19 protein-coding genes are annotated in these 21,334 nt (G+C 47.5%); 14 read left to right on the top strand and 5 right to left on the bottom strand.

What is annotated here, in order from left to right; translation table 11 throughout:
* The first annotated feature begins 65 nt into the window (after positions 1–65).
* Both AB4111_RS06930 and AB4111_RS06925 read left to right on the top strand, forming a co-directional pair.
* Positions 66–350, top strand: coding sequence for a hypothetical protein (locus AB4111_RS06930; protein WP_085981456.1), 285 nt, complete (start codon positions 66–68; stop codon positions 348–350).
* A gap of 211 nt (positions 351–561) precedes the next feature.
* Positions 562–1,896: a DRTGG domain-containing protein gene (locus AB4111_RS06925; protein ID WP_253433039.1), complete on the top strand. Its 1,335-nt coding sequence runs from the start codon at positions 562–564 to the stop codon at positions 1,894–1,896.
* Positions 1,897–2,041: 145 nt separating this feature from the next.
* On the opposite strand, the gene AB4111_RS06920 is transcribed toward AB4111_RS06925, so the two are convergent.
* From AB4111_RS06920 to AB4111_RS06910, 3 genes are all read right to left on the bottom strand, one after another.
* Positions 2,042–2,383 carry a YtpI family protein gene (locus AB4111_RS06920; RefSeq protein ID WP_442030941.1) on the bottom strand — a complete coding sequence of 114 codons (342 nt, stop codon included), beginning with the start codon at positions 2,381–2,383 and terminating at the stop codon, positions 2,042–2,044.
* An 82-nt stretch (positions 2,384–2,465) separates the two neighbouring features.
* Entirely contained in the window at positions 2,466–2,954 is a 489-nt protein-coding gene (locus tag AB4111_RS06915; RefSeq protein ID WP_442030940.1) for a hypothetical protein, read from the bottom strand.
* A gap of 21 nt (positions 2,955–2,975) precedes the next feature.
* A complete protein-coding gene (locus AB4111_RS06910; RefSeq protein WP_026081169.1) occupies positions 2,976–3,305 on the bottom strand; it encodes a YtrH family sporulation protein in 330 nt (109 codons plus the stop codon).
* Between the two features lie 267 nt (positions 3,306–3,572).
* On the opposite strand from AB4111_RS06910, the gene AB4111_RS06905 reads away from it, so the two are divergent.
* From AB4111_RS06905 to AB4111_RS06870, 8 genes are all read left to right on the top strand, one after another.
* On the top strand, positions 3,573–7,589 hold the full coding sequence (locus tag AB4111_RS06905) for a DNA polymerase III subunit alpha (RefSeq protein ID WP_442030939.1): 4,017 nt from the start codon (positions 3,573–3,575) through the stop codon (positions 7,587–7,589).
* Between the two features lie 208 nt (positions 7,590–7,797).
* Positions 7,798–8,289, top strand: a complete 492-nt coding sequence (locus tag AB4111_RS06900) for a phosphatidylglycerophosphatase A family protein (RefSeq protein ID WP_253433050.1) — start codon at positions 7,798–7,800, stop codon at positions 8,287–8,289.
* 284 nt (positions 8,290–8,573) lie between these two features.
* The gene (locus tag AB4111_RS06895) at positions 8,574–8,762 is read left to right on the top strand and encodes a glutamate decarboxylase (RefSeq protein WP_442030938.1); all 189 of its coding nucleotides are present in this window, start codon (positions 8,574–8,576) and stop codon (positions 8,760–8,762) included.
* Positions 8,763–9,168: 406 nt separating this feature from the next.
* Positions 9,169–10,062, top strand: a complete 894-nt coding sequence (gene accD, locus AB4111_RS06890; RefSeq protein WP_036609844.1) for an acetyl-CoA carboxylase, carboxyltransferase subunit beta — start codon at positions 9,169–9,171, stop codon at positions 10,060–10,062.
* The gene (locus AB4111_RS06885; protein ID WP_315936561.1) at positions 10,063–11,094 is read left to right on the top strand and encodes an acetyl-CoA carboxylase carboxyltransferase subunit alpha; all 1,032 of its coding nucleotides are present in this window, start codon (positions 10,063–10,065) and stop codon (positions 11,092–11,094) included.
* 105 nt (positions 11,095–11,199) lie between these two features.
* Entirely contained in the window at positions 11,200–12,627 is a 1,428-nt protein-coding gene (gene pyk, locus AB4111_RS06880) for a pyruvate kinase (protein ID WP_062833547.1), read from the top strand.
* Positions 12,628–12,728: 101 nt separating this feature from the next.
* On the top strand, positions 12,729–13,265 hold the full coding sequence (locus AB4111_RS06875; protein ID WP_442030937.1) for an acyl-CoA thioesterase: 537 nt from the start codon (positions 12,729–12,731) through the stop codon (positions 13,263–13,265).
* Between the two features lie 7 nt (positions 13,266–13,272).
* The gene (locus AB4111_RS06870; protein WP_036609835.1) at positions 13,273–13,671 is read left to right on the top strand and encodes an FxsA family protein; all 399 of its coding nucleotides are present in this window, start codon (positions 13,273–13,275) and stop codon (positions 13,669–13,671) included.
* Positions 13,672–13,772: 101 nt separating this feature from the next.
* Here the strand turns inward: AB4111_RS06870 and ytvI are convergent, their stop codons facing one another.
* A complete protein-coding gene (ytvI, locus tag AB4111_RS06865; RefSeq protein WP_442030936.1) occupies positions 13,773–14,891 on the bottom strand; it encodes a sporulation integral membrane protein YtvI in 1,119 nt (372 codons plus the stop codon).
* A gap of 531 nt (positions 14,892–15,422) precedes the next feature.
* On the opposite strand from ytvI, the gene citZ reads away from it, so the two are divergent.
* The 4 genes from citZ (at position 15,423) to AB4111_RS06845 (ending at position 19,492) form a co-directional block, all read left to right on the top strand.
* Positions 15,423–16,535: a citrate synthase gene (gene citZ, locus AB4111_RS06860; RefSeq protein WP_017689488.1), complete on the top strand. Its 1,113-nt coding sequence runs from the start codon at positions 15,423–15,425 to the stop codon at positions 16,533–16,535.
* A gap of 147 nt (positions 16,536–16,682) precedes the next feature.
* Positions 16,683–17,975 carry an NADP-dependent isocitrate dehydrogenase gene (gene icd, locus AB4111_RS06855; RefSeq protein WP_076330335.1) on the top strand — a complete coding sequence of 431 codons (1,293 nt, stop codon included), beginning with the start codon at positions 16,683–16,685 and terminating at the stop codon, positions 17,973–17,975.
* Positions 17,976–17,990: 15 nt separating this feature from the next.
* Positions 17,991–18,932, top strand: coding sequence for a malate dehydrogenase (mdh, locus tag AB4111_RS06850; protein WP_211081069.1), 942 nt, complete (start codon positions 17,991–17,993; stop codon positions 18,930–18,932).
* A 134-nt stretch (positions 18,933–19,066) separates the two neighbouring features.
* Positions 19,067–19,492, top strand: a complete 426-nt coding sequence (locus AB4111_RS06845; RefSeq protein ID WP_017689485.1) for a hypothetical protein — start codon at positions 19,067–19,069, stop codon at positions 19,490–19,492.
* Positions 19,493–19,750: 258 nt separating this feature from the next.
* Here the strand turns inward: AB4111_RS06845 and AB4111_RS06840 are convergent, their stop codons facing one another.
* Positions 19,751–21,310, bottom strand: a complete 1,560-nt coding sequence (locus AB4111_RS06840; protein WP_442030935.1) for a histidine kinase N-terminal 7TM domain-containing protein — start codon at positions 21,308–21,310, stop codon at positions 19,751–19,753.
* Positions 21,311–21,334: the final 24 nt, after the last annotated feature.

Genomic DNA, 21,334 nt, shown 5'->3' with positions numbered 1-21,334 from the left:
TATTAGCTCCTTACCGTTCATAGACTAGAATATAGAGTCGATCAAGAACGAAGGAGCTGTGAATGGTGAAGAGGTTGAAAAAAGCAAAACATGTAATCTATCTGCTTATTGCGTTGTCGATGCTGGTCATTGCACTGCCGCGGATTTCCTTTGCTGGAGGAATGGACTGGGTTAATATTTTTGGCATCGTATGGGTGCTATTCTCCTTATTAATCGTTGGTGCACATCTACATTTTATTCTCGGTGTGGATGAAGAGAAGAAACGTGCACTGGAAGCCGTTCGCCGGGCGAAGCTGCGGCAGTGGGAGATGAAACTGCTGGACAAGCAGGAGCGGAGCGAGTCTGTATAAGGTACGGTATGAGATCTAACATGAGAGACCGGAATCCCTTGACGCAAGGGGTCCGGTCTTTTTTGCTACATACAGGATTAGAGGATAATTGAGCGATTAAATTCAGATGGCGAACCTTGCCTATGAGAATGGTATGGGGTGGGGTTATTTTCCTGAAGGCGTGTTATAATAGGTACAGAATAGTACAGATGCATCTTCGGGGGTGGTACAGTTGGACGGACAGGAAGAGAACGTAACGAAGCATGAACAGTTACTTCAACATATTGAACAACTGAAGGTTGGCAGTAAAATATCGGTGCGTGGACTTGCGCGGGAACTCGGTGTAAGTGAAGGGACAGCTTACCGTGCCGTAAAAGAGGCGGAGAACTTTGGACTCGTCGTGACCAAGGAACGAATTGGAACGGTACGGATTGAGAAGAGACCTCGGGGCATGTCGGAACAGTTGACCTTTGCTGATGTTGTGACCATTGTAGAGGGCCATGTGCTGGGTGGTAACGAAGGTCTCGCCAAACCGCTGCACAAGTATGTGATTGGTGCGATGAAAGAACAGGCGATGGCCCGTTATATTGACGCTGGGAGTCTATTGATTGTGGGTAACCGTGAGGATGCTCACTCGCTTGCCCTCGAACAGGGAGCGGGCGTGTTGATTACGGGTGGTTTTGGGACGAGCCGTGAAGTAAGAATTATGGCTGACGAGCTTGGGCTACCGATTATATCATCCAGACATGATACATTCACGGTGGCTTCCATGATTAACCGTGCGATCTTCGACCGGCTGATTAAGAAAAAAATTATGCTTGTTGAGGATATCATTGGTCAGAAACCTCGCTTGCAGGTATTAAAGGTCACCAGTTCAGCCGCAGATTTTCATATGCTGGTGTCGGAGACGGGTGAACATCGCTTTCCAGTCGTGGATGAATGGAACCGGGTCATTGGCATTGTCAGTCTGAAGGATGTCAGTGAGCTGACGGCGGATCAGAGTATTGAGAAATGTGTCGTCCGCCGCCCGATCACGGCTTCGCTGCAAACCTCTCTTGCTTCCGCTGCGCAAATTATGACCTGGGAGGGAATCGATTTTCTGCCAATCGTGGATCGCAATCGCAAACTGATTGCGTCCGTCACACGCAAGGAAGTGCTGCAGGCCATGCGGGATGCACAGAAGCAGCCACAACTGGGAGAGACGTTTGATCATCTGATCTGGAACGGGTTTGCCGAGGAGCGCGGTGATCAGAATGAACTGTTATTTCACGGATTCATCATTCCTCAGATGGCAACCGATCTGGGTACGATCTCCGAAGGTGTTCTGTTGAATGTGATGACACAGGCTGGTCGGCGGGCAGCGTGGGATGTTACAGGGAACGACCATGTGGTGGATAATGTCACGACTTATTTTGTTCGACCGGTACAGATTGAGGATCAGATTCTGGTTCGGCCTGTAATTCTGGAAACCAGTCGTCGAACATGCAAAATGGACATTGTGGTTACACGTGAAGGCAGTGTGGTATGCAAAGCAGTAATGACATTGCAGTCCATTGACCATGCCTAGCAGGTTGTGTTGCCTCAGGCATAGACAAAGAGAGTACTCCCTCATGGAGAAGCTTTGCCGGGTTGCGCTGTAGCGCGGTTCTGGCTTCGCTTAATGAAGGGAAGTACTCTCTTTTTTGCAAACACAACCATAGCGCTTCAATAAATCATGCAGATTTTCCGGAAGTTTTACCTGATCCATTACTGGATCGTTGTTGAAGCCGCGCATAATAACTGCGGTTACGTATTCCGGCAAATACATTGTACGCACCCATAATCAAAAATAGCGCTTCCACAACCACAGATAAGGTGGACCCCGTGAAGACAAACATCAGGATCAGCGCAAGAACAACAAGCATGCCACCCATCCAGATATTCGTCCACGAACGGTGCAGACCGGCGCTGGTAGCATCCGAGCTTCTGTGTGAACGAATGCTGTTCAACGCTGCCAAAACCATGGCAACAGCAAAGATAGCGATTAGAACATATTTGAGTACATCAATGAACACAAAGACGCAGCTCCTTTTCTGGAAAGCATTTACTGCCCTTATTGTACCATGCAGAGATGCAGACAAGGGCAGTTTTTTGCTGTTACGTAGGAACATGCATGCGAATCTGTACCCAAACTTGCAGTACGCCTTCCATAACCAGCATCGTTTTGACCTGAACGGTGTATTCCTTTTCCCTGACCGAGTACACTTTCTGATTCAGCATGATTCGCGTCATTTTGCTATACTCGTCGATGTTGAATACATCTCTGCCCCGAAGGACTTCAAGTTCGTCTCCGAGCTTCTGTAACATCACTTTCAGAGAAGCCTCATCGGGTCCCTTATCCGATTCTTCTGCACGGACTTTGATTTCCTTGATTACGGTTTGGCGTTTACTGTATTTTTTCAGCGTTTTGATATCCTCCTCATTCTGATGCAGCTGAAGCTGCAGCTCCTGATTATTCAGCCACAACGCATTGTAACTCAGGTGAAATACACCATTGTAGACGACACATCCAGCGATCATTCCCAGAACAAATACAGCGGTCATTCGCATCAGCGGGCGGTAACGGGAGAATGGCGGAATTCTCATGAACGCTGTTCCTGTCTCATATTAGCTTCGGCCTCCGCCGCACACCCATTTCACTAATTCGGTTCCCATATGCGCGCCCATAAAAGCAGAGATCAAATAGAGGATTTGTTTGACCGCCGGAGACAGGTTACCATCCAGAAAATTGCTCTCGATGACACGCATGGGATCGATGGTGCCGCCCACAGCGGCTGCGAGTGCCCATATCTTTATTTTCCCGGAAATATCGAGCATCGTCTGTGTTGGAGGCTGAAGTGAAATCACGGCTCCAATACCTCCGATCATCGCGCCGCCCAGCACGATTCCAAACGCAATAAAGAAATCAAGAATGGCTTTGGACAAAAATGTGCTCACTGGCAACACCCCTTTCAGACCTAGCAGCACACCTCCTGTCTTCGGTCTGTCACAGGGGGAGCGGCTTGTACTTCTATTGTATGGGCGTGCCCCCGAACGTTATGATAAAATAGAATAATAAAGTCTCCTTTTCAGAGGTTGTTACGAATTTTTTTAAAGGTGATTCCATTTTTTATTTATTTAATTCATATATATGAGAGAGATAGAGCGGCAAACGGATCAGAAGATCGATGCTGCGACTATCTGCGGCGAAAGGAAGAAAAAAACATGAGTTCTTTTGTGCATTTGCACGTTCACAGCGAATACAGTTTGCTGGACGGCGCTGCGCGTATTCCGGATCTCGTGAATAAGGCTGCAGATCTTGGAATGACAACACTGGCGCTAACCGACCATGGCGTAATGTATGGTGCAATTCCTTTTTATAAAGCATGTATTGAACGCGGTATCAAGCCGATTATCGGTTGCGAGGCATACATGACAGCAGGGTCCCGCAAAGAGCGGGGCAGCCGCAAGGATCAGCCGATTCATCATTTGATTTTGCTGGCCAAAAACATGACCGGATACCGTAATCTGATGAAATTGTGCTCGATTGGACATCTCGAGGGTTTTCATTACAAACCACGTGTCGATATGGAAAGTCTGGCTGCCCATCATGAGGGCATTATCTGCCTCAGTGCGTGTCTGGGGGGCGAGGTTCCTCAGCACTTATTGCATGGACGAGAGGAAGAAGCGCGGCGTGCGGCGTTGCGTTATAAAAATATCTTTGGTGAAGACTTCTATCTGGAACTTCAGGATCATGGGCTTTCCGAGCAAAAAAGGGTGAATCCGCAGTTGATCAAACTGGCGGCCGAGCTGGAGATTCCGCTTGTAGCGACGAATGATGCGCATTATCTGTCGGAAGAGGATGCGGAGCTTCAGGATGTACTGATCTGTATCGGAACGGGCAAGACCGTGGATGATGAGAATCGGCTCCGAATTGGAACGAATCAGCTCTATCTGAAAAGTGAAGAAGAGATGGCTCGATTGTTTCCTCATTTACCGGAAGCTCTGGCAAATACCGTCCGCATTGCGGAATCCTGTGAGTTGAAGCTTGAGTTTGGCAAATCGATTTTGCCGGAATACAGACCACTTCCCGATGGACTCAGCCCTTCGGCGTATCTGCGTCAACTGTGTGAAGAAGGCATGGAGGAACGTTACGCGCAGTCCACACGTTGGGCTGATGCGGAGCTTCGATCCGAACTTGAACAACGACTGGCGTATGAACTTGGTGTGATCGACAGTATGGGGTTCTCGGATTATTTTTTGATTGTCTGGGATTTTATCGCCTATGCGCATAAGCAAGGCATTGTTACTGGACCAGGCCGGGGCTCCTCGGCAGGAAGTCTGGTAGCGTACACGTTGCACATCACGGATGTTGATCCGATGAAATACAACCTGCTCTTCGAACGGTTCCTGAATCCCGAGCGGATCTCCATGCCGGATATTGATATTGACTTCAGCGATGAACGGCGGGATGAGGTCATTGATTATGTGGCGCATAAATATGGCAAGGCCCATGTCGCCCAGATTATTACGTTTGGAACGATGGCTGCCCGTGCAGCCGTACGTGATGTCGGACGGGCACTGAATGTGCCTTATGGTGAAGTGGACAAGGCTGCGAAGCTGATTCCAGCACAGCTCGGCATTAACATCGAGCGAGCCATGGAAGCTACGCCTGAGCTGAAGGCGCTGTATGAAACCAAGCCCAAGACTCGTGAGCTGTTGGATATGGCCATGAAGGTCGAAGGTATGCCACGTCATGCTTCGACACATGCAGCGGGAGTGGTCATCTCCCGTGACCCGCTGACCGATGTGGTGCCGCTTCAGGAGGGCAGTGAAGGGACAGCGTTAACCCAGTATTCCATGGAAAACCTGGAGTCGATAGGGTTGCTTAAGATGGACTTTCTTGGTCTGCGTACCCTCTCGATCATTGAGCGGTGTGTACGCTGGATTGGGGAACATGGAGAAGTTCCGGACTTCCGTGTTATTCCTGACGATGATGCTTTAACCTACGAGATGCTTGGGCGAGGGGACACGATGGGCATATTCCAACTGGAATCTGCCGGTGTACGCCGAGTGCTGAAAGAGATGAAGCCCAGCGTATTTGAAGATGTGATCTCTGTACTTGCCTTGTACCGTCCGGGTCCGATGGAGTTCATATCCAAATACATTCAGGGTAAGCATGGACAGATCGAAGTGGATTACCCGCACGTGGATCTGGAGCCTATCCTGAAAGATACGTACGGCATCATCGTGTACCAGGAACAGATCATGCAGATTGCCTCCCGGATGGCGGGTTTCTCGCTGGGTGAGGCAGATTTGCTTCGCAGAGCGGTCTCCAAGAAGAAACGGGAAGTGCTGGATCTGGAGCGTGGACACTTTGTACAAGGCAGTCTGAAACAAGGGTATAGCGAGGAAGAGGCAGACCTGGTCTATGATATGATCGTCAAGTTTGCCAACTATGGCTTCCCGCGTGCTCATGCCGCGGCATATGGTGTGCTTGCGTTCCAGACTGCTTATTTGAAGGCACATTATCCGGTTCATTTCATGGCGTCCATGCTGACAGCCGTGATGGGCAGTCATCGGAAAGTGGCAGAGTACGTGGTGGAATGTCGGCGTATGGATATGGAGGTGCTTCCGCCGGATGTGAATGAGAGCGGTATTCTGTTTACGCCTGTATTTGTACCGTCCGGCAGCGCAGGAACCGGGGATCAGAGCAATGTATCGCAGCAGACTGCGGGAGCAGATACAGAGAATGACGTAAGACCCGCCGAAGAACATGCCACGAACAGTAACGAAATTTCCTTCAAGGAAGATCAGGTTCATGAGCATGATGGGCATTCGGGACAAGCTGAATATGGTGAAGCCCCTTTGCCGGATGATCCCGGTCCTGGACCGGAAGAGGACAGTGGCGTATATGAGTGGCAGTCATCGACATCCATGCCTGAAGCATCCGACAAACGGAAGGAACCGGAATTGGTGAATGCTACTTCGACGGGTGCAATACGATTCGGTCTGGCTGCTGTGAAAAATGTCGGTACCCAGGCAATGGAAAGCATTATGATCGTAAGGCAGGAGAGACCGTTCGACAGTCTGCTCGATTTTTGTCGTCGTGTGGATCTGCGTGTATGCAACAAACGTGTGATTGAATCGCTGATCCAGGCCGGAGCTTTTGACACCTTACCTGGACACCGGGCCCAATTGCTGGCGATGCTGGATGAGACTGTTGAGGCAGCCCTGAAATGGCGCAAGGAACGGGAGGATCTGCAGATTCAATTGTTTGACTTTGTGGAGACGCCAAACTGGGAGATCGAATACCCGGAAATTCCTCCTTATTCCTCTGGGCAGCAATTGGAGCTGGAGCGTGAGTTGTTAGGCTTGTATCTTTCCGGGCATCCGCTGGATGACTATGAAGATGTGCTTGAATCGAGTGGGGCTGACCGGATCATGGAGCTGACCGAGGCGGCAGACGACACGATGACCGTTGCCGCGGGTATGGTTGTGTCTGTGAAGTCAATTACGACGAAACAGGGCAAGGCTATGGCGTTCATGGAGCTGGAAGACCAGATCGAACGCTGTGAAGTGGTTCTCTTTCCCGAGGTATGGCGGCGTAGCCAGCAACATGTCGGGAAAGGTGAACTGCTCATCGTGCGTGCCAAAGTGCAGCAGCAGGACGAAGGGTTCAAGCTGCTGGCTGAGGAAGTGGTGCCGTTGTCACCGGCAGCACTGGAACAGCAGCTGCGCAGCCGTGAACGGCGCGGTAAGCCCGGCAGCGGCAGCTCTTCGCGCCCGGCGCAGTCGGCTTCGCCGCGGCGACCAGCGGGCGCAGGAGCCGAAGTGCAGCGCAGCAGCGCAGGCGGGGATGTTTCCGCTGCGCGTAGCAGCGGGAGCCAAGGCTCGGCAGCGACGCGCAGCGATGCGGCGGGGATGGGCGCAGCCACGGCCGCGGTTTCCCGGCCTGGCGGGGCCGCCGAAACGGCTGGCAGCCCGGCGAAGAGCCGCGAACCGCGGGCGGTGGAGCAGCGGGTGTTCGTGAAGATTGCCCCGCATGCGGAGAAGCCTGAGCTTCTGGCACGTCTGAAGCAGCTGCTTCAGGAGCACCCCGGACCTGTGGCTACGGTGCTCTTCTATGAGCAGCAACAGAAGCTGCTTGCGCTGAGTGATGCCTACCGAATTAAGCCATCACCAACCTTGTTCTCCGATATGGAGAAGATGCTGGGTGAAGGTACGGTCAAAATTAAATAAGAGGTTATCTCGTAAGTGATCGTTCTTATTCCACAATATGAAACCTGTTTGGCTAAATGCTGAACAGGTTTTTTTGGTGTTTGTTATAGCAGGGGGGCTGATTTCAACCATCCGCACATTTTATGAACATTTTAACAGGTTGCTGCATACACTTGAGAACACCGAAGGACCGAGTGGTCCTCGGGGGATTGATGCGGGAGGTCGAGATATGTCATATGAAATCGTAGAAGCCATGCTGGCCCGGCGGGGGGTACGGATTGATGCAATCGCCGCAATTGTATACCGTCTGCAAAAAGGGTACCACCCCGAACTGACCTTGGACGACTGTGTAACCAGCGTGAAATCCGTTCTGCAGAAACGAGAGGTACAATATACGCTCTATACGGGTATTGCCCTCGACGAACTTGCGGAGAAGCGACTCTTGCCCCAACCCTTACAAGCTATTATGGAAGCGGATGAATCCCTGTATGGAGTGGACGAGACTCTGGCCCTCGGCATTACTCATGTGTATGGTATGATCGGTTTAACCAGCTTTGGTTATCTGGATAAAGAAAAAATAGGTGTCATTCATGATTTGAACGAACACGCAACAGCCATTCATGTCTTTTTGGATGATCTGGTTGCAGGGGTGGCCGCTGCAGCTTCTGCCCGGATTGCACACAAAAATATTAAAGCCAAAAAATACCCCTCAGACCTTTAACCCCCTGTATTTCCATGCTTGTATGCCGTGGTCAATCTAATGATTCATATGAAGGTCTTCAAGGGCGGCTGACGCTGCCCTGATAAGCTTAGGGCTGCTTATGGAAGAGGTATCAATAAGAAGATTTCGTCAACCATATGAGTTATTTGTGGGGGACTAATGTCCCTCATGATCCCAAATTCTCCCCAAAGGTCCCGAACCCTTTCTTGCAGAAAAAAAGTGAGGTATGTTATCATTAGTCCAATATACGGGCTCTGAACATTAGCTTAGGGGGCGGACAAGGCATGTGGACGGTGATTTACATTGCGCCGACAGCAAAGGTTGCGGACAAGATTAAGACCAAGCTTTCGGAAGAAGGTTTTCTGGTACAGGCCCGTCCCATCAGTTTATCCAAGCAGCAATTTGAGATTCGCGTCCCTTCTGGGGAATTGGAAGAGGTCCAGGAAGTGTTGAATTCCATTCTGCATTCCTGATTCGTTCGACATTGACGTGCCTTGGCAGAGGAAGAAGTACCATCGGTACATAAAGGACTAATCGCGTAAGCGGAGAGAGGAATCGACTTGCATGTATTGTATGCTGCTGTCCTTCCTTCTTTTTTTGTTAGGACTAGGACCGACCTGGTTGCTCCCGGAGACCCTACCTAGATAGATTCAAAACATCGGCGCAACAATCTTTCGGTTATTGCAGGTAACATCAATCGTGCTGACAGAAGCCGCTGATCCTTGCCCTGTACCGGCGGATTTTTTTGTTGTGAATGCTGGACAAGGCCCATGGCAGCGTGTGGGTCGTAAGCGGTTTACCGTAGCACGCGGATGAAGCTGTCACAAGCAGCGCACTGCAGGTTGCGGCCATCAAATCAACGGCTGGAGAGGTGTAGTTGTGTTCAAAGATATATTCCAGAAGAAACGGAAGTACGCTACCATACCTTCCGAGCGTGCACTTCCCGGTGAAGGCCAGGAAGTCCTAGAGCGCCCAAAACGTGAAATACCTGAAGGGCTTATGAACAAGTGCAGCAAATGCGGCACCATTCAATATAGCAAGGAATTGGAGAAAAATCTGAAAGTATGTCCTGCTTGTGGTTACCATATGCGTCTTAATGCTATGGAGCGCATTGCTATGGTACTTGATGATCAAGGGTTTGTTGAGTTTGACGCTGATATGATATCAGTTGATCCGCTTGGCTTTCCTGGATATAGCAACAAATTGGAACAACAACGTCTGAAATCGGGCCTGAAGGAAGCTGTCATTACAGGGGAAGGAACCATTGACGGCCTGCCTGTAGTTGTGGCTGTCATGAGTTTTGATTTCTTCACAGGCAGCATGGGTTCTGTTGTAGGGGAGAAAATTACCCGTGCCATTGAGCATGCAACAGAGAAGCGCTTGCCATTGATTATTTTCTCCACATCAGGTGGTGCCCGGATGCAGGAGAGTATTCTCAGCCTTATGCAAATGGCCAAAACAAGCGCAGCTTTATCCCGTTTGGATGAACAGGGCGGGCTGTACATTTCGGTCATTACGGACCCAACGACAGGTGGAGTCTCGGCAAGTTTTGCGAGTCTGGGCGATATTAATATTGCCGAACCTGGCGCTGTATTTGGTTTTGCCGGCAGAATCGTTATTGAACAGACCATCCGTCAGAAGTTACCTGATGATTTCCAGACGGCTGAATTTAATATGCAACACGGTCAGTTGGACATGGTTGTGCACCGGAAAGAACTTCGGGCCACTCTTGGCAAGCTTCTGGATATGCATAGTGAAAAAGGAGGGGTCTAAATGGCGGGTGAGTTGCCATATGAAGCGCCTCTGGTTGAGATGCGCAAAAAGATTGATGAACTCGTACAGTTTGGACAGGAAAAAGGGATCGACTTTACGGACGAGATTGCCCGCCTGGAAGAACGTTACCATAGACTTGAAGAAGAGATTTACACTGGCATAACGGCAGCTCAGAAAATGCATCTGGCCCGGCACCAGCAACGCCCAACGGCGCTAGATCTGATTCAGTTGATATTTACAGACTTCATTGAGCTGCATGGTGATCGCATGTTCGGAGACGATCTTGCGGTTGTTGGTGGGCTTGCCAAGTTGAATGGAAAGACAGTAACGGTAATCGGACAACAGCGGGGGAAAGATACGAAGGATAACATCGCCCGCTTTTTCGGCAGCGCACATCCGGAAGGTTTCCGAAAAGGACTTCGTCTGATGAAACAAGCGAACAAATTTGGCCGCCCTATTATTACGTTTATTGATACTAAAGGGGCGTATCCGGGTAATACTGCAGAAGAGAGAGGTCAATCGGAAGCTATCGCTCGCAACCTGATGGAAATGGCGAAGCTTTCGGTTCCTGTTATTGTTGTGGTCATCGGCGAAGGTGGAAGCGGCGGTGCCCTCGCTATGGCTGTGGGTAATCGTGTGTTGATGCTGGAACATGCGATCTATTCTGCGATCTCTCCGAACGGGGCTGCTTCGATTCTCTGGAAGGATGCATCCAAGGCAGATCAGGCGGCTGAAGCGATGAAAATAACAGCCAAGGACCTTTTGGAGATGGAGGTCATTGAAGAGATCGTGCCTGAGCCACGCGGCGGTGCACATCGGGATTATGAAGCGTCTGCTGCTTTCATCAGTGAAGCGTTGGTCCGTCATCTCGACGAGATGAAGGGCTGGAGCGGGGATCAGTTGAAACAGGATCGTTATGAGAAATTCCGTAAAATCGGATCGGTCACGTTTGAACCTCAAGCATCCATTGAAGCTCCTCAAGAGCTTGTAGAAGTCGATGTTGCGAGTAATTTGTCGGGAAATGCTGAATAATGTGACGAATTTCCTATACAAATGATCAAAAGTATAGTAAATTTAATAGTTGGAAAAAGAAAAATAGATAAAGAGTAATACCTTTAAAATCGGAGGAAACCCAAAATGCGTAAAACGAAAATTGTATGTACCATTGGTCCATCCAGTGAATCTCTGGAGAACACCAAAAAATTGATTATGGCCGGTATGAATGTGGCCCGTCTGAACTTCTCCCACGGTGATTTCGATGAGCACGGCGGACGGATCATTGCGATTCGCCAAGCATGCGAAGAGTTGAACAAAACAGTAGCGATCTTGCTGGACACCAAAGGACCGGAAATTCGGACAGGTAAACTCGAAGTTGAACCGATCGAATTGGTTCAAGACGAGTACATCACTTTGACAACAGAAGAAATTCTGGGCACCAAAGAACGTCTTTCCATTACGTATACAGATCTTCCGAATGATGTTGAACCGGGATCTACAATTCTGATCGACGACGGTCTGATCGGACTGACTGTGGTGGAAGTGCAAGGCACCGAGATCAAATGCCGTATCGTTAACGGCGGATCGATCAAAAGCAAAAAAGGTGTTAACGTTCCGGGCGTTGCCATTTCTCTGCCGGGTATCACCGAAAAAGACGCTAACGATATCGTATTTGGTATTGAGCAAGGTGTCGATTTCATCGCGGCTTCTTTTGTACGTAAAGCGAGTGACGTACTTGAGATTCGTGAATTGCTTGAAAAACACAATGCTGGACATATCCAAATCATCTCCAAAATCGAAAACCAACAAGGTGTCGATAACCTCGACGAGATCCTTGAAGTGTCTGACGGCCTGATGGTTGCTCGTGGAGACCTGGGTGTTGAAATTCCTGCGGAAGAAGTACCATTGGTACAAAAACGCATGATCGAAAAATGTAACGTTGCTGGTAAACCGGTTATCACAGCTACACAAATGTTGGATTCCATGCAACGTAACCCGCGTCCAACACGTGCGGAAGCAAGTGACGTGGCGAATGCGATCTTCGATGGTACGGACGCAATCATGTTGTCGGGTGAGACAGCTGCGGGTAAATACCCGGTTGAATCCGTTCTGACCATGTCCCGTATTGCTGAAAAAGCAGAATCTGCTCTGCCTTACCAAGAGCTGTATCTGAAACAACGTGTTGCTCAACAAACAACAGTTACAGAAGCAATCAGCCAATCGGTTGCCCTTTCAGCTCAAGATTTGAACGCAAAAGCGATCATCACTTCAACTGAATCAGGACACACTGCACGCATGATTTCCAAGTATCGTCCAGAATCTCCAATCATCGCTGTGACTACGGAAGACAGAACTTCCCGTCGTTTGGCTCTGGCTTGGGGTGTAACTCCTGTCAAAGGAAGACTGGTTGATTCCACGGATGCTTTGTTCGAAAACGCAATTGAAGGCGGCGTAAAATCCGGACTGGTTAAAGAAGGAGACCTGGTTGTGATCACAGCAGGTGTACCTTTGGGTCGTTCCGGTTCTACCAACCTGATTAAAGTAAGCCAAATTCCAAACAACGCTTAATAGCGTCTTGGATGGAGAAGCAACAGGAAAGAAGCAATGGGGCGTTATTGTCCCGTTGCTTTTTTTCCATCTTATTGACACTTTGCAGCGATGTTACACGTATGATTGTTAGAGCGAAGGAGGCCGATAACGTGCGAGAACAGATCAACGGTAGCTGGTATGCGGCAAGTCTTCGTGTACGCTATCAAGAAAGTGACCAGATGGGCGTGGTCTACCACGCGAACTATTTGAATTGGTTTGAAATCGGTCGAACTGAGATGATTCGCCAAATGGGGTATACATATCGTAAAATGGAGGAACAGGGGTTACTGCTTCCCGTAACCGGACTGGATGTGAAGTATCACAAGCCTGCCCGATATGATGATGAGATTATCATTTTCACCCGTATTGCTGCATTTAGTGGTCTGCGACTGAACTATGAGTACGACATAAGACGCATGTCTGAAGAACCTGATGAGCATATGGCGATTGGAGAACGGGTATGGTCAGCTGATGAATCGCTCCCCGGAGAACGGCTAGTTACAGGTTCTACCCAGCATGTGTGGGTAAATGGAGACTGGAAGCCAGTTCGGCTGGATAAGGCAGCCTCTGAGCTATACAGCGCGCTTGAAAAGGTGTGGCTTTCGGGAAAGGGGTAATACGTCAATGCGAAAATGGATGTGGGCTTTACTCTTAATCATTCCGGTGATTGAATTATTTGGTTTTATTCTGATGAGTGACTGGATCGGAGCCGGAAAGACATTGCTTCTCATGATTCTCACGTCCTTGATTGGTATAGCAATGTTGCAGTTTGAAGGACGAAAAGTACTTGTGGACGCCAAATCCGAGATGGAGCGTGGCAAGGTACCTGGCAGAAAAATGGTCGATGGTCTTTTTATTTTTGTCGGTGGTTTCTTGCTTTTGATTCCAGGCTTTGTAACGGATCTGATCGGGTTTACATTGGTATTTCCATTAACACGTCCGGTTTATCGTCTGTTCTTCCTGGGATGGCTGGAGAAAAAAATGAAAAGTGGAAAAATTACGTTTTATCGCCGTCCGAAATGAAAAACCAGTTGTTATGCAAAATGGAAGAGGCTCCGCTCAGCAGATGATTTCTGTTGAACGGAGCCTTTTCTATATTTCCTGTGTGCTCATAAGATGCTGCCTCATCGGACACGTCCGTTGATGATATACGTTCTGAGGTCGCGTAATACGTTAGCCCGATTGAACGCATCGAGAATCACGAGACTGACAGGGCCAATAATTAAGCCCAGAACACCGAACAACTTCAAGCCCACGAACATGCCAACCAGCGTGGCGAGTGGGTCGAGCCCTACACTACTTGCAAGTACCTTCGGTTCAATAATCTGACGGGCGATCAGTAAGATCAGATAGATAATACTAATACCAATGCCCAGATACAGATCCCCGTTCATAAACAGGTATGCAGCCCAAGGGACCATGACCAGACCCACACCCAGGTAAGGAAGCAGATCGACCAGACCAATAAAGAGAGCGATGGTAAAGGCTGACTTCACTTGCAATATAAGCAGTCCAATCATGACGAATAGTGCTGTAATCGAGATCATGATCAATTGTGCTCTTACATACCCAAACAAGGCCTTTTTCAAATCAGTCCATATGTCTGATATTGGCTTGCGAATGGAAGAGGGCACCCAGCCCGATACGGTGATGCTATGCCGGGTCCAACTTTTGCTAATGAAGAATGTAGACAGCAGAACAACAATTAATACCGCGCCCATGTTAGGCAGGGAAGTCAGAAGACTCAGAACCATATTGAAAAATCCGGTGACCAGATCGGTCACGGCTGTACCTACCGTTTCGGTCGTTTTACTAATATTGCTGTTGATGGTTTCCTGGTAGTTGGGGTTCTCCTTGTAAAATTCATTGATCTGCCCAATCAAACTCTGAATGGTGTCATTCTGTGTCCAGCGCACAAACGTGTCCTTGATCTCATCGACATGAAGATCAAAGCTTGTCGTAAGTGAAATGACTTCTTTTACCATGCGGGTAATCGCCGCTGACAGCACCACCGCGATGGCTCCAAAATAAAGGATTAAGGAAAGAGTCACAGCCAGCCAGCGGGGGAATCGTGCTCGAAGCTGAAGCAGTTTCACTAATGGATTCATGGCATAAGCGATGATCCAGGCAATCGCAAAAGGATACAGCAGCGGGAACAACAAGTATATGGCAACAGCGATCAGAATGGTTGCAATGATAACCCATAAGCCGCGGAGCAGACGTTTCAGTATAATTTTATCCAAGCATCAACTCTCCTAATTTCAATTAAGCCGACCTATGTATGATCTATAAAAAAGTATTAAAAATAGATGGCTATCTTAATTAATATAGAGCATTTACCATGTTTTGAAACGCCGGGATGTTACCAGAGCATGTTCAAAAGCTGACTTTTGAGCATGCTCTGCCGGGATTCTTTCTTTTGCCTAGAGTATGCCTTAGTCTTACAGAATATAGCAATAGAAAGTTCTTCATACGACAGGATTGTTTAAAAAACATTAAATGTCAACCTTGTTTTTGTAAAGGCTTTCAAAAATGCTTTATCGGTCCGATAAAGAAGTTTGATGTGCGAATGAACTCTCATCATGTTCACATAAACGACAAAATCCAGTATGATGTTATAAGTAAATAGCGATTGACAGGTAGGAAAACAGTATTTTGAAATATTTGTTAATTTTAAAATGAAAATGTTTACAAAAAGAGGATAGGTGCACTTTGGCACTTATATGGCACTCTGGAATGGGTCCTGATTTCGCTTATTAAAGGAGAGATGTAATATGACAGCTACCAAAGGTCTGGAAGGCATCGTTGCAACAACCTCTTCGATCAGTTCTATTGTAGACGGTGTGCTCACATACCGTGGTTACGATATCGACGATTTGGCTGAACATGCTAGCTTTGAAGAAGTTGCCTATTTGTTGTGGTTTGGTAAATTGCCAACAACGGATGAACTGAAATCCCTTCGTAAAAGCCTGAGCGATTACGCGCCGATTCCGAGCGAGTTGATTGCACAAATCCAATTGTATCCGAAAAACGTCAGTACCATGGCAGCACTTCGTTCCGCTGTCTCTGCACTTGCACTGTACGACGAGCAAGCTGATGAGATGACAACGGAAGCGAATGAGAACAAAGCGGTTAAGTTGCAAGCACAGTTGCCAACGATTGTGGCAGCCATCGCCCGTATCCGTCAGGGCAAAGAACCTGTGGCTCCAAAAGAAGGCGCTTCCATCGCAGAGAACTTTTTATATATGATGACTGGTGAAGAACCATCCGAGACTGCAGTGAAAGCATTGGATCAAGCCCTTGTCCTGCATGCAGATCACGAGTTGAACGCTTCGACATTTGCAGCACGTGTAACGGTTGCTACGCTGTCGGATATCTATTCCGGTGTAACTTCCGCCATTGGCGCACTGAAGGGACCACTGCATGGCGGTGCTAACGAAGCCGTTATGAAAATGTTGAATGAGATCGGCACGCCTGATCGTCTTGAAGCGGCAATTCAGGAAAAACTGAATAATCGTGAAAAGATCATGGGCTTTGGACATCGGGTGTACAAAAACGGTGATCCACGCGCCAAACATTTACAGAAGATGTCCAAGGAACTTGGCGAGATGAACAATGATACGCGCTTGTATGATATGTCTGTGAAGATCGAGGAACTGGTAACAGGACAAAAAGGACTGAAGCCTAACGTAGACTTCTATTCTGCTTCTGTATATACCCAACTGGAGATCGAACAGGAATTGTTCACTCCGATCTTTGCCATCAGCCGGGTATCTGGATGGACTGCGCATATTTTGGAACAGCTTGCGGACAATCGCATCATTCGTCCACGTGCGGAGTACACTGGTCCTACAGAACAGAAATACGTTTCTATTGAACTTCGCTAATAGCCGCAAAAACAGTATAATAATATGGACGAGGTGAAGGGTTGGAAAGCAGAGGCGTTACTAGCTTAAGCTCTCAGGACCCTTCTCTCAACAAGACTAGTGGTATGATGAATACTGCATATACGAAACCTAGGAGGAATTTTAACTATGAAATTAGAAAAATTTGCTCACCCAACTGAAGGCGAAAAAATTCAAATTGATAACGGTACACTTCAAGTACCTAGTAATCCGATCATTCCATTTATCGAAGGTGACGGTACAGGCCGTGATATCTGGAAAGCTTCCAAACGTGTATTGGATGCAGCTGTTGAAAAAGCCTATGATGGCAACAAAAAAATCGCATGGTATGAAGTGTTTGCTGGACAAAAAGCATTCGATACATACGGTGAGTGGTTGCCGAATGATACACTGGAAGCCATTCGTGAGTATATCGTAGCGATCAAAGGACCTTTGACTACGCCAATCGGTGGCGGTATCCGTTCCCTGAACGTAGCTCTGCGCCAAGAGCTTGACCTGTACACTTGCTTGCGTCCTGTTCGTTATTTCGACGGCGTACCTTCTCCGGTTAAACGTCCTGAGCTGGTAGACATGGTCATTTTCCGTGAGAATACGGAAGATATCTATGCAGGAATCGAGTATGCTGAAGGTTCTGAAGAAGTGAAAAAAGTGATCCAATTCCTGCAACAGGAGATGGGTGCTAACAAAATCCGTTTCCCTGAAACTTCCGGTATTGGTATCAAACCAGTTTCTTCCGAAGGTTCGAAACGTTTGGTACGTGCAGCAATTCAATACGCAATTGATCATAACCGTAAGAGTGTTACCTTGGTACACAAAGGTAATATCATGAAATTTACCGAAGGTGCCTTCAAAAACTGGGGATACGAAGTGGCTGAAGAAGAGTTCGCTGACAAAGTATTCACTTGGGCACAATATGACATCATCAAAGATAACGAAGGTACAGATGCAGCGAATGCAGCACAAAAAGCCGCTGAAGATGCTGGTAAAATCATCGTAAAAGATGCGATTGCCGATATCGCTCTGCAACAAGTACTGACTCGTCCAGGCGAATTCGATGTTATCGCAACATTGAACCTGAACGGTGACTATCTGTCCGATGCACTTGCAGCGCAAGTTGGCGGAATTGGTATCGCTCCTGGAGCGAACATCAACTACGTAACAGGACATGCCATCTTCGAAGCAACTCACGGTACTGCACCTAAATATGCGGACAAAGATGTCGTGAACCCTGGTTCCGTTATTCTGTCCGGAGTAATGTTGCTTGAGCACTTGGGATGGCAAGAAGCAGCTAACCTGATCTACAAAGGTATGGAAACATCCATTAACAATAAAACAGTAACGTATGACTTTGCACGTCTGATGGATGGCGCTACTGAAGTGAAATGTTCTGAATTCGCGGATCAAATCATTAAAAACCTGTAAGGGGAGATGTGAATCTTGACTATTCAGCGCAAAAAAATCACAGTAGTCGGCGCCGGTTTTACCGGTGCTACGACCGCATTAATGCTTGCCCAAAAAGAACTCGGGGATGTTGTGCTGGTTGATATTCCTCAGCTGGAGAACCCGACGAAGGGGAAAGCACTCGATATGATGGAAGCAAGTCCAGTTCAAGGGTTTGACAGTCATATCGTCGGTACTTCCAACTACGAAGATACTGCAGGTTCTGAGATTGTAATCATCACCGCTGGTATCGCCCGTAAACCGGGTATGAGCCGCGACGATCTGGTCAATACGAATGCGGGTATCGTGAAGTCCGTTTGTGAAAATGTGAAAAAATATTGCCCTGATTCCATCGTCATTATTCTAAGCAACCCGGTGGATGCGATGACTTATGCAGCTTATCAGACCCTTGGTTTTCCTAAAAACCGTGTTATTGGTCAGTCAGGTGTTCTGGATACTGCACGTTATTGTACCTTCATTGCGCAAGAGTTGAACGTATCTGTTGAAGATGTTCGTGGATTCGTTCTTGGTGGTCACGGAGACGATATGGTTCCTCTCGTTCGTTATTCGAGCGTGGGGGGCATTCCAATCGATACACTGATTCCGGCTGACCGGATCGAATCCATCGTTCAGCGCACCCGTGTTGGCGGTGGTGAGATTGTGAATCTGCTTGGTAATGGCAGTGCATATTATGCACCGGCGGCTTCACTTGTTCAGATGACCGAAGCGATTTTGAAGGACAAGAAACGTATCATTCCAGTGATCGCTTATCTTGAAGGTGAATATGGCTATAATGATCTGTTCCTCGGTGTACCAACCATTCTGGGTGGTAACGGCATTGAGAAAATATTCGAACTTGAACTGACAACGGAAGAAAAAGCAGGATTGGATAAATCTGCTGATTCGGTACGTAACGTTATTTCGGTAGTAAACCTGTAAGTTTGAGAACTTTTTGAACAGAAGCTAAAAGAAAACCTCCGGTAACCCGGAGGTTTTCTTTTCTTTGGATAAGATCCCCAGTATAATGGGATGTGATGTATAGCACACCGAAAATGTTGAGGAGGATGAAAATTTTGACAATGATTATGTATCTGCTCCATATTGTTGGAGCACTGGCGATGGGATTCTATTTGATTCTGCCATTCGTGGTCGGTAAAATCCGTACCTTGAATGCTGCAGCACAAGAGGGAGCGTTTGCGTCGCTTCGTTCTTTGAACAAAGTCGCGCAGTATGGACTTGTAATCCAACTTCTAACGGGTGGTTACCTGATGACTAAAGGTGAGTATTCTCATGTTTGGATGGCTGTCGTTGTTGTTCTTCTCTTGGCTATTGCCGCTATTGGAGGAATTATGGGCAAACCGCTGCGACTCGCTGCAGAAGGTGTGAAAAACAAGCGTGATGTAGGACCCGAACAAAGCAAGATCCGTATGTTTAGCACACTGCTCGCTGTATTCTTGCTGATTATGGTGTATCTGATGGTGAATAATCAGGTTATCTAGTTGTGCCGGTTGATTCATCCCTATGAGGATGTATTAATAGTCATCGTTTAAGCGTTTGCACACGTAATTAGGACAAGCTGGATGACCTGTGTGAACATGTATAATGGTATTGCGTTATAAAAACAGACAGCCTCATTGGCTGTCTGTTTTTGTTGTTGCTAAGCTGAGATCGGAGTGTCCTCAGCTTATTCGAATTGGAACTATGAATAATTACTTACATGTCACCGTACATATCTCATTAAATTGGGGCTGCATTGACTAGGTTGTACTCACAGCATGAACATGCACTGTATTTCGACCATTCCGCTTGGACTCATACAGAGCAGTGTCAGCGTCGCGCAACAAGGACTCCAGCGAATCAATCCCTCCATTGTACTGGGAGATTCCAAAGCTTGAGGTCAGTGTTATAGGTAATCCTTGAACATCTAAAGGTTGATTCAACAAGGCAGCTCTCAGTTGCTCTGCGAGTTCTTCGGCTTCTTGAAGCGAGGTACTAGGAAGAGCGATGACGAATTCTTCTCCTCCATAACGGGCGAACAACATCTCAGGGCTCAAATATCGATTACATATAGAGACCACATGAATAATGGCCTGATCGCCCACATCATGTCCATAGGTATCATTGATGCGTTTAAAATAATCGATATCAAATAAAATAAAGGAGACAGGCTGCAGATTAAGATGAGCTTCGCTCAACATCTCCCGTCCTTTATGCAAAAAATGAGTGCGATTATAGATTTTGGTCAGACCATCGAAATAAGCCAGCTGTTTTAGCTGTTCTTGCAAGAAACGTTGTTCTGTTATATCAATGAGCATAATGAGACTACCCACGATCTGCGCATCTTTGTTATAAACATAGGACGTTCTGACCTGATAACAGACGGTTTCACCTGCTAACTGCCAGTACAGATCCGTTTGCAATCCTTCCCTCTCGTATTGAACGGGAAAAGTCTCTCCGGCAAGATTAAGCCATATCTCATCCAAGGGTTGTCCAATCATGGTCAGATTAAGCTCTGGCAACATGTCACGAAGTGATCGATTGTAATCCACCAGGCGATTGGAACTATCCAGTACAATAACGCCTTCGCGCATGCTCTCGAAAATACTGTCTTTTGCAATCGGCACGATGGTCAGGAGACGAGAGGATAGAATGGCCCAGATATACATGGCAGATGTAATACACATGAGAACCGGCACGGGGTCCATCCCGCCAGGTGTCAAGCCAAGCAAATACAGAAAAGCTGCGACCATAGGAATAATCTGTGAAGTAATCAGTGTAAGTAATTGACGACGGTACATCTTCTTGGTGTGTTTCCATTGTCCGATTAGAATGAGGCAGGCACATAACAGACAAGAGAACGTGAATGCGCCGTGAACAACATACCATTGACCCACTGCGACATCCATCAGAGGTACGGGACTATTTTCTCTCAGCCATACTTTCTTATAAAAGAGATGATGAAAATCATTGGTTGCTACCATACATAGTGTAATGGAAGGCATTACAAACAATGCGGAAGTTACCTTTTTGGATAACGTTTTACCTGTGTACTTTATCATCAACATGAGGCCAAGAGATGCGGAGAAGGGCATGCCTATATACTCCACGGTGGTCCAAAACTTCATCTGCTCCAGCGTGTTGCTGGCCAGCTCAATTGCATATCCAAAAGTATATATGGAGAGTGCTGCTGTGTAGAGGATGAATATTTTGGAACTGGGGATCTCGGATCTTCTGAAATAGGTATATAAACACAAAAAGACATTCAGCACGGCTGAAGTGGCTACGAGTGTTATATATGAATTAATATGCGATTCCATTGTCAGGTCTCCATGTTAGGTTAG

Origin of the sequence: Paenibacillus sp. 2KB_22, assembly GCF_052115745.1 — a bacterium.
GTDB lineage: Bacteria > Bacillota > Bacilli > Paenibacillales > Paenibacillaceae > Paenibacillus.
Note: the sequence above shows the minus strand (reverse complement) of the source record. Positions and strands in the feature narration are given on the sequence as shown.

Bases quoted from the DNA above. Each gene is read 5' to 3' on its own strand.
- AB4111_RS06900 (WP_253433050.1), top strand. From the start codon at position 7,798: ATGTCATATGAAATCGTAGAAGCCATGCTGGCCCGGCGGGGGGTACGG.
- AB4111_RS06895 (WP_442030938.1), top strand. From the start codon at position 8,574: ATGTGGACGGTGATTTACATTGCGCCGACAGCAAAGGTTGCGGACAAG.
- AB4111_RS06840 (WP_442030935.1), bottom strand. From the start codon at position 21,310: ATGGAATCGCATATTAATTCATATATAACACTCGTAGCCACTTCAGCC.
- pyk (WP_062833547.1), top strand. From the start codon at position 11,200: ATGCGTAAAACGAAAATTGTATGTACCATTGGTCCATCCAGTGAATCT.
- AB4111_RS06885 (WP_315936561.1), top strand. From the start codon at position 10,063: ATGGCGGGTGAGTTGCCATATGAAGCGCCTCTGGTTGAGATGCGCAAA.
- icd (WP_076330335.1), top strand. From the start codon at position 16,683: ATGAAATTAGAAAAATTTGCTCACCCAACTGAAGGCGAAAAAATTCAA.
- AB4111_RS06870 (WP_036609835.1), top strand. From the start codon at position 13,273: ATGCGAAAATGGATGTGGGCTTTACTCTTAATCATTCCGGTGATTGAA.
- AB4111_RS06915 (WP_442030940.1), bottom strand. From the start codon at position 2,954: ATGAGAATTCCGCCATTCTCCCGTTACCGCCCGCTGATGCGAATGACC.
- citZ (WP_017689488.1), top strand. From the start codon at position 15,423: ATGACAGCTACCAAAGGTCTGGAAGGCATCGTTGCAACAACCTCTTCG.
- AB4111_RS06905 (WP_442030939.1), top strand. From the start codon at position 3,573: ATGAGTTCTTTTGTGCATTTGCACGTTCACAGCGAATACAGTTTGCTG.
- AB4111_RS06875 (WP_442030937.1), top strand. From the start codon at position 12,729: ATGATTGTTAGAGCGAAGGAGGCCGATAACGTGCGAGAACAGATCAAC.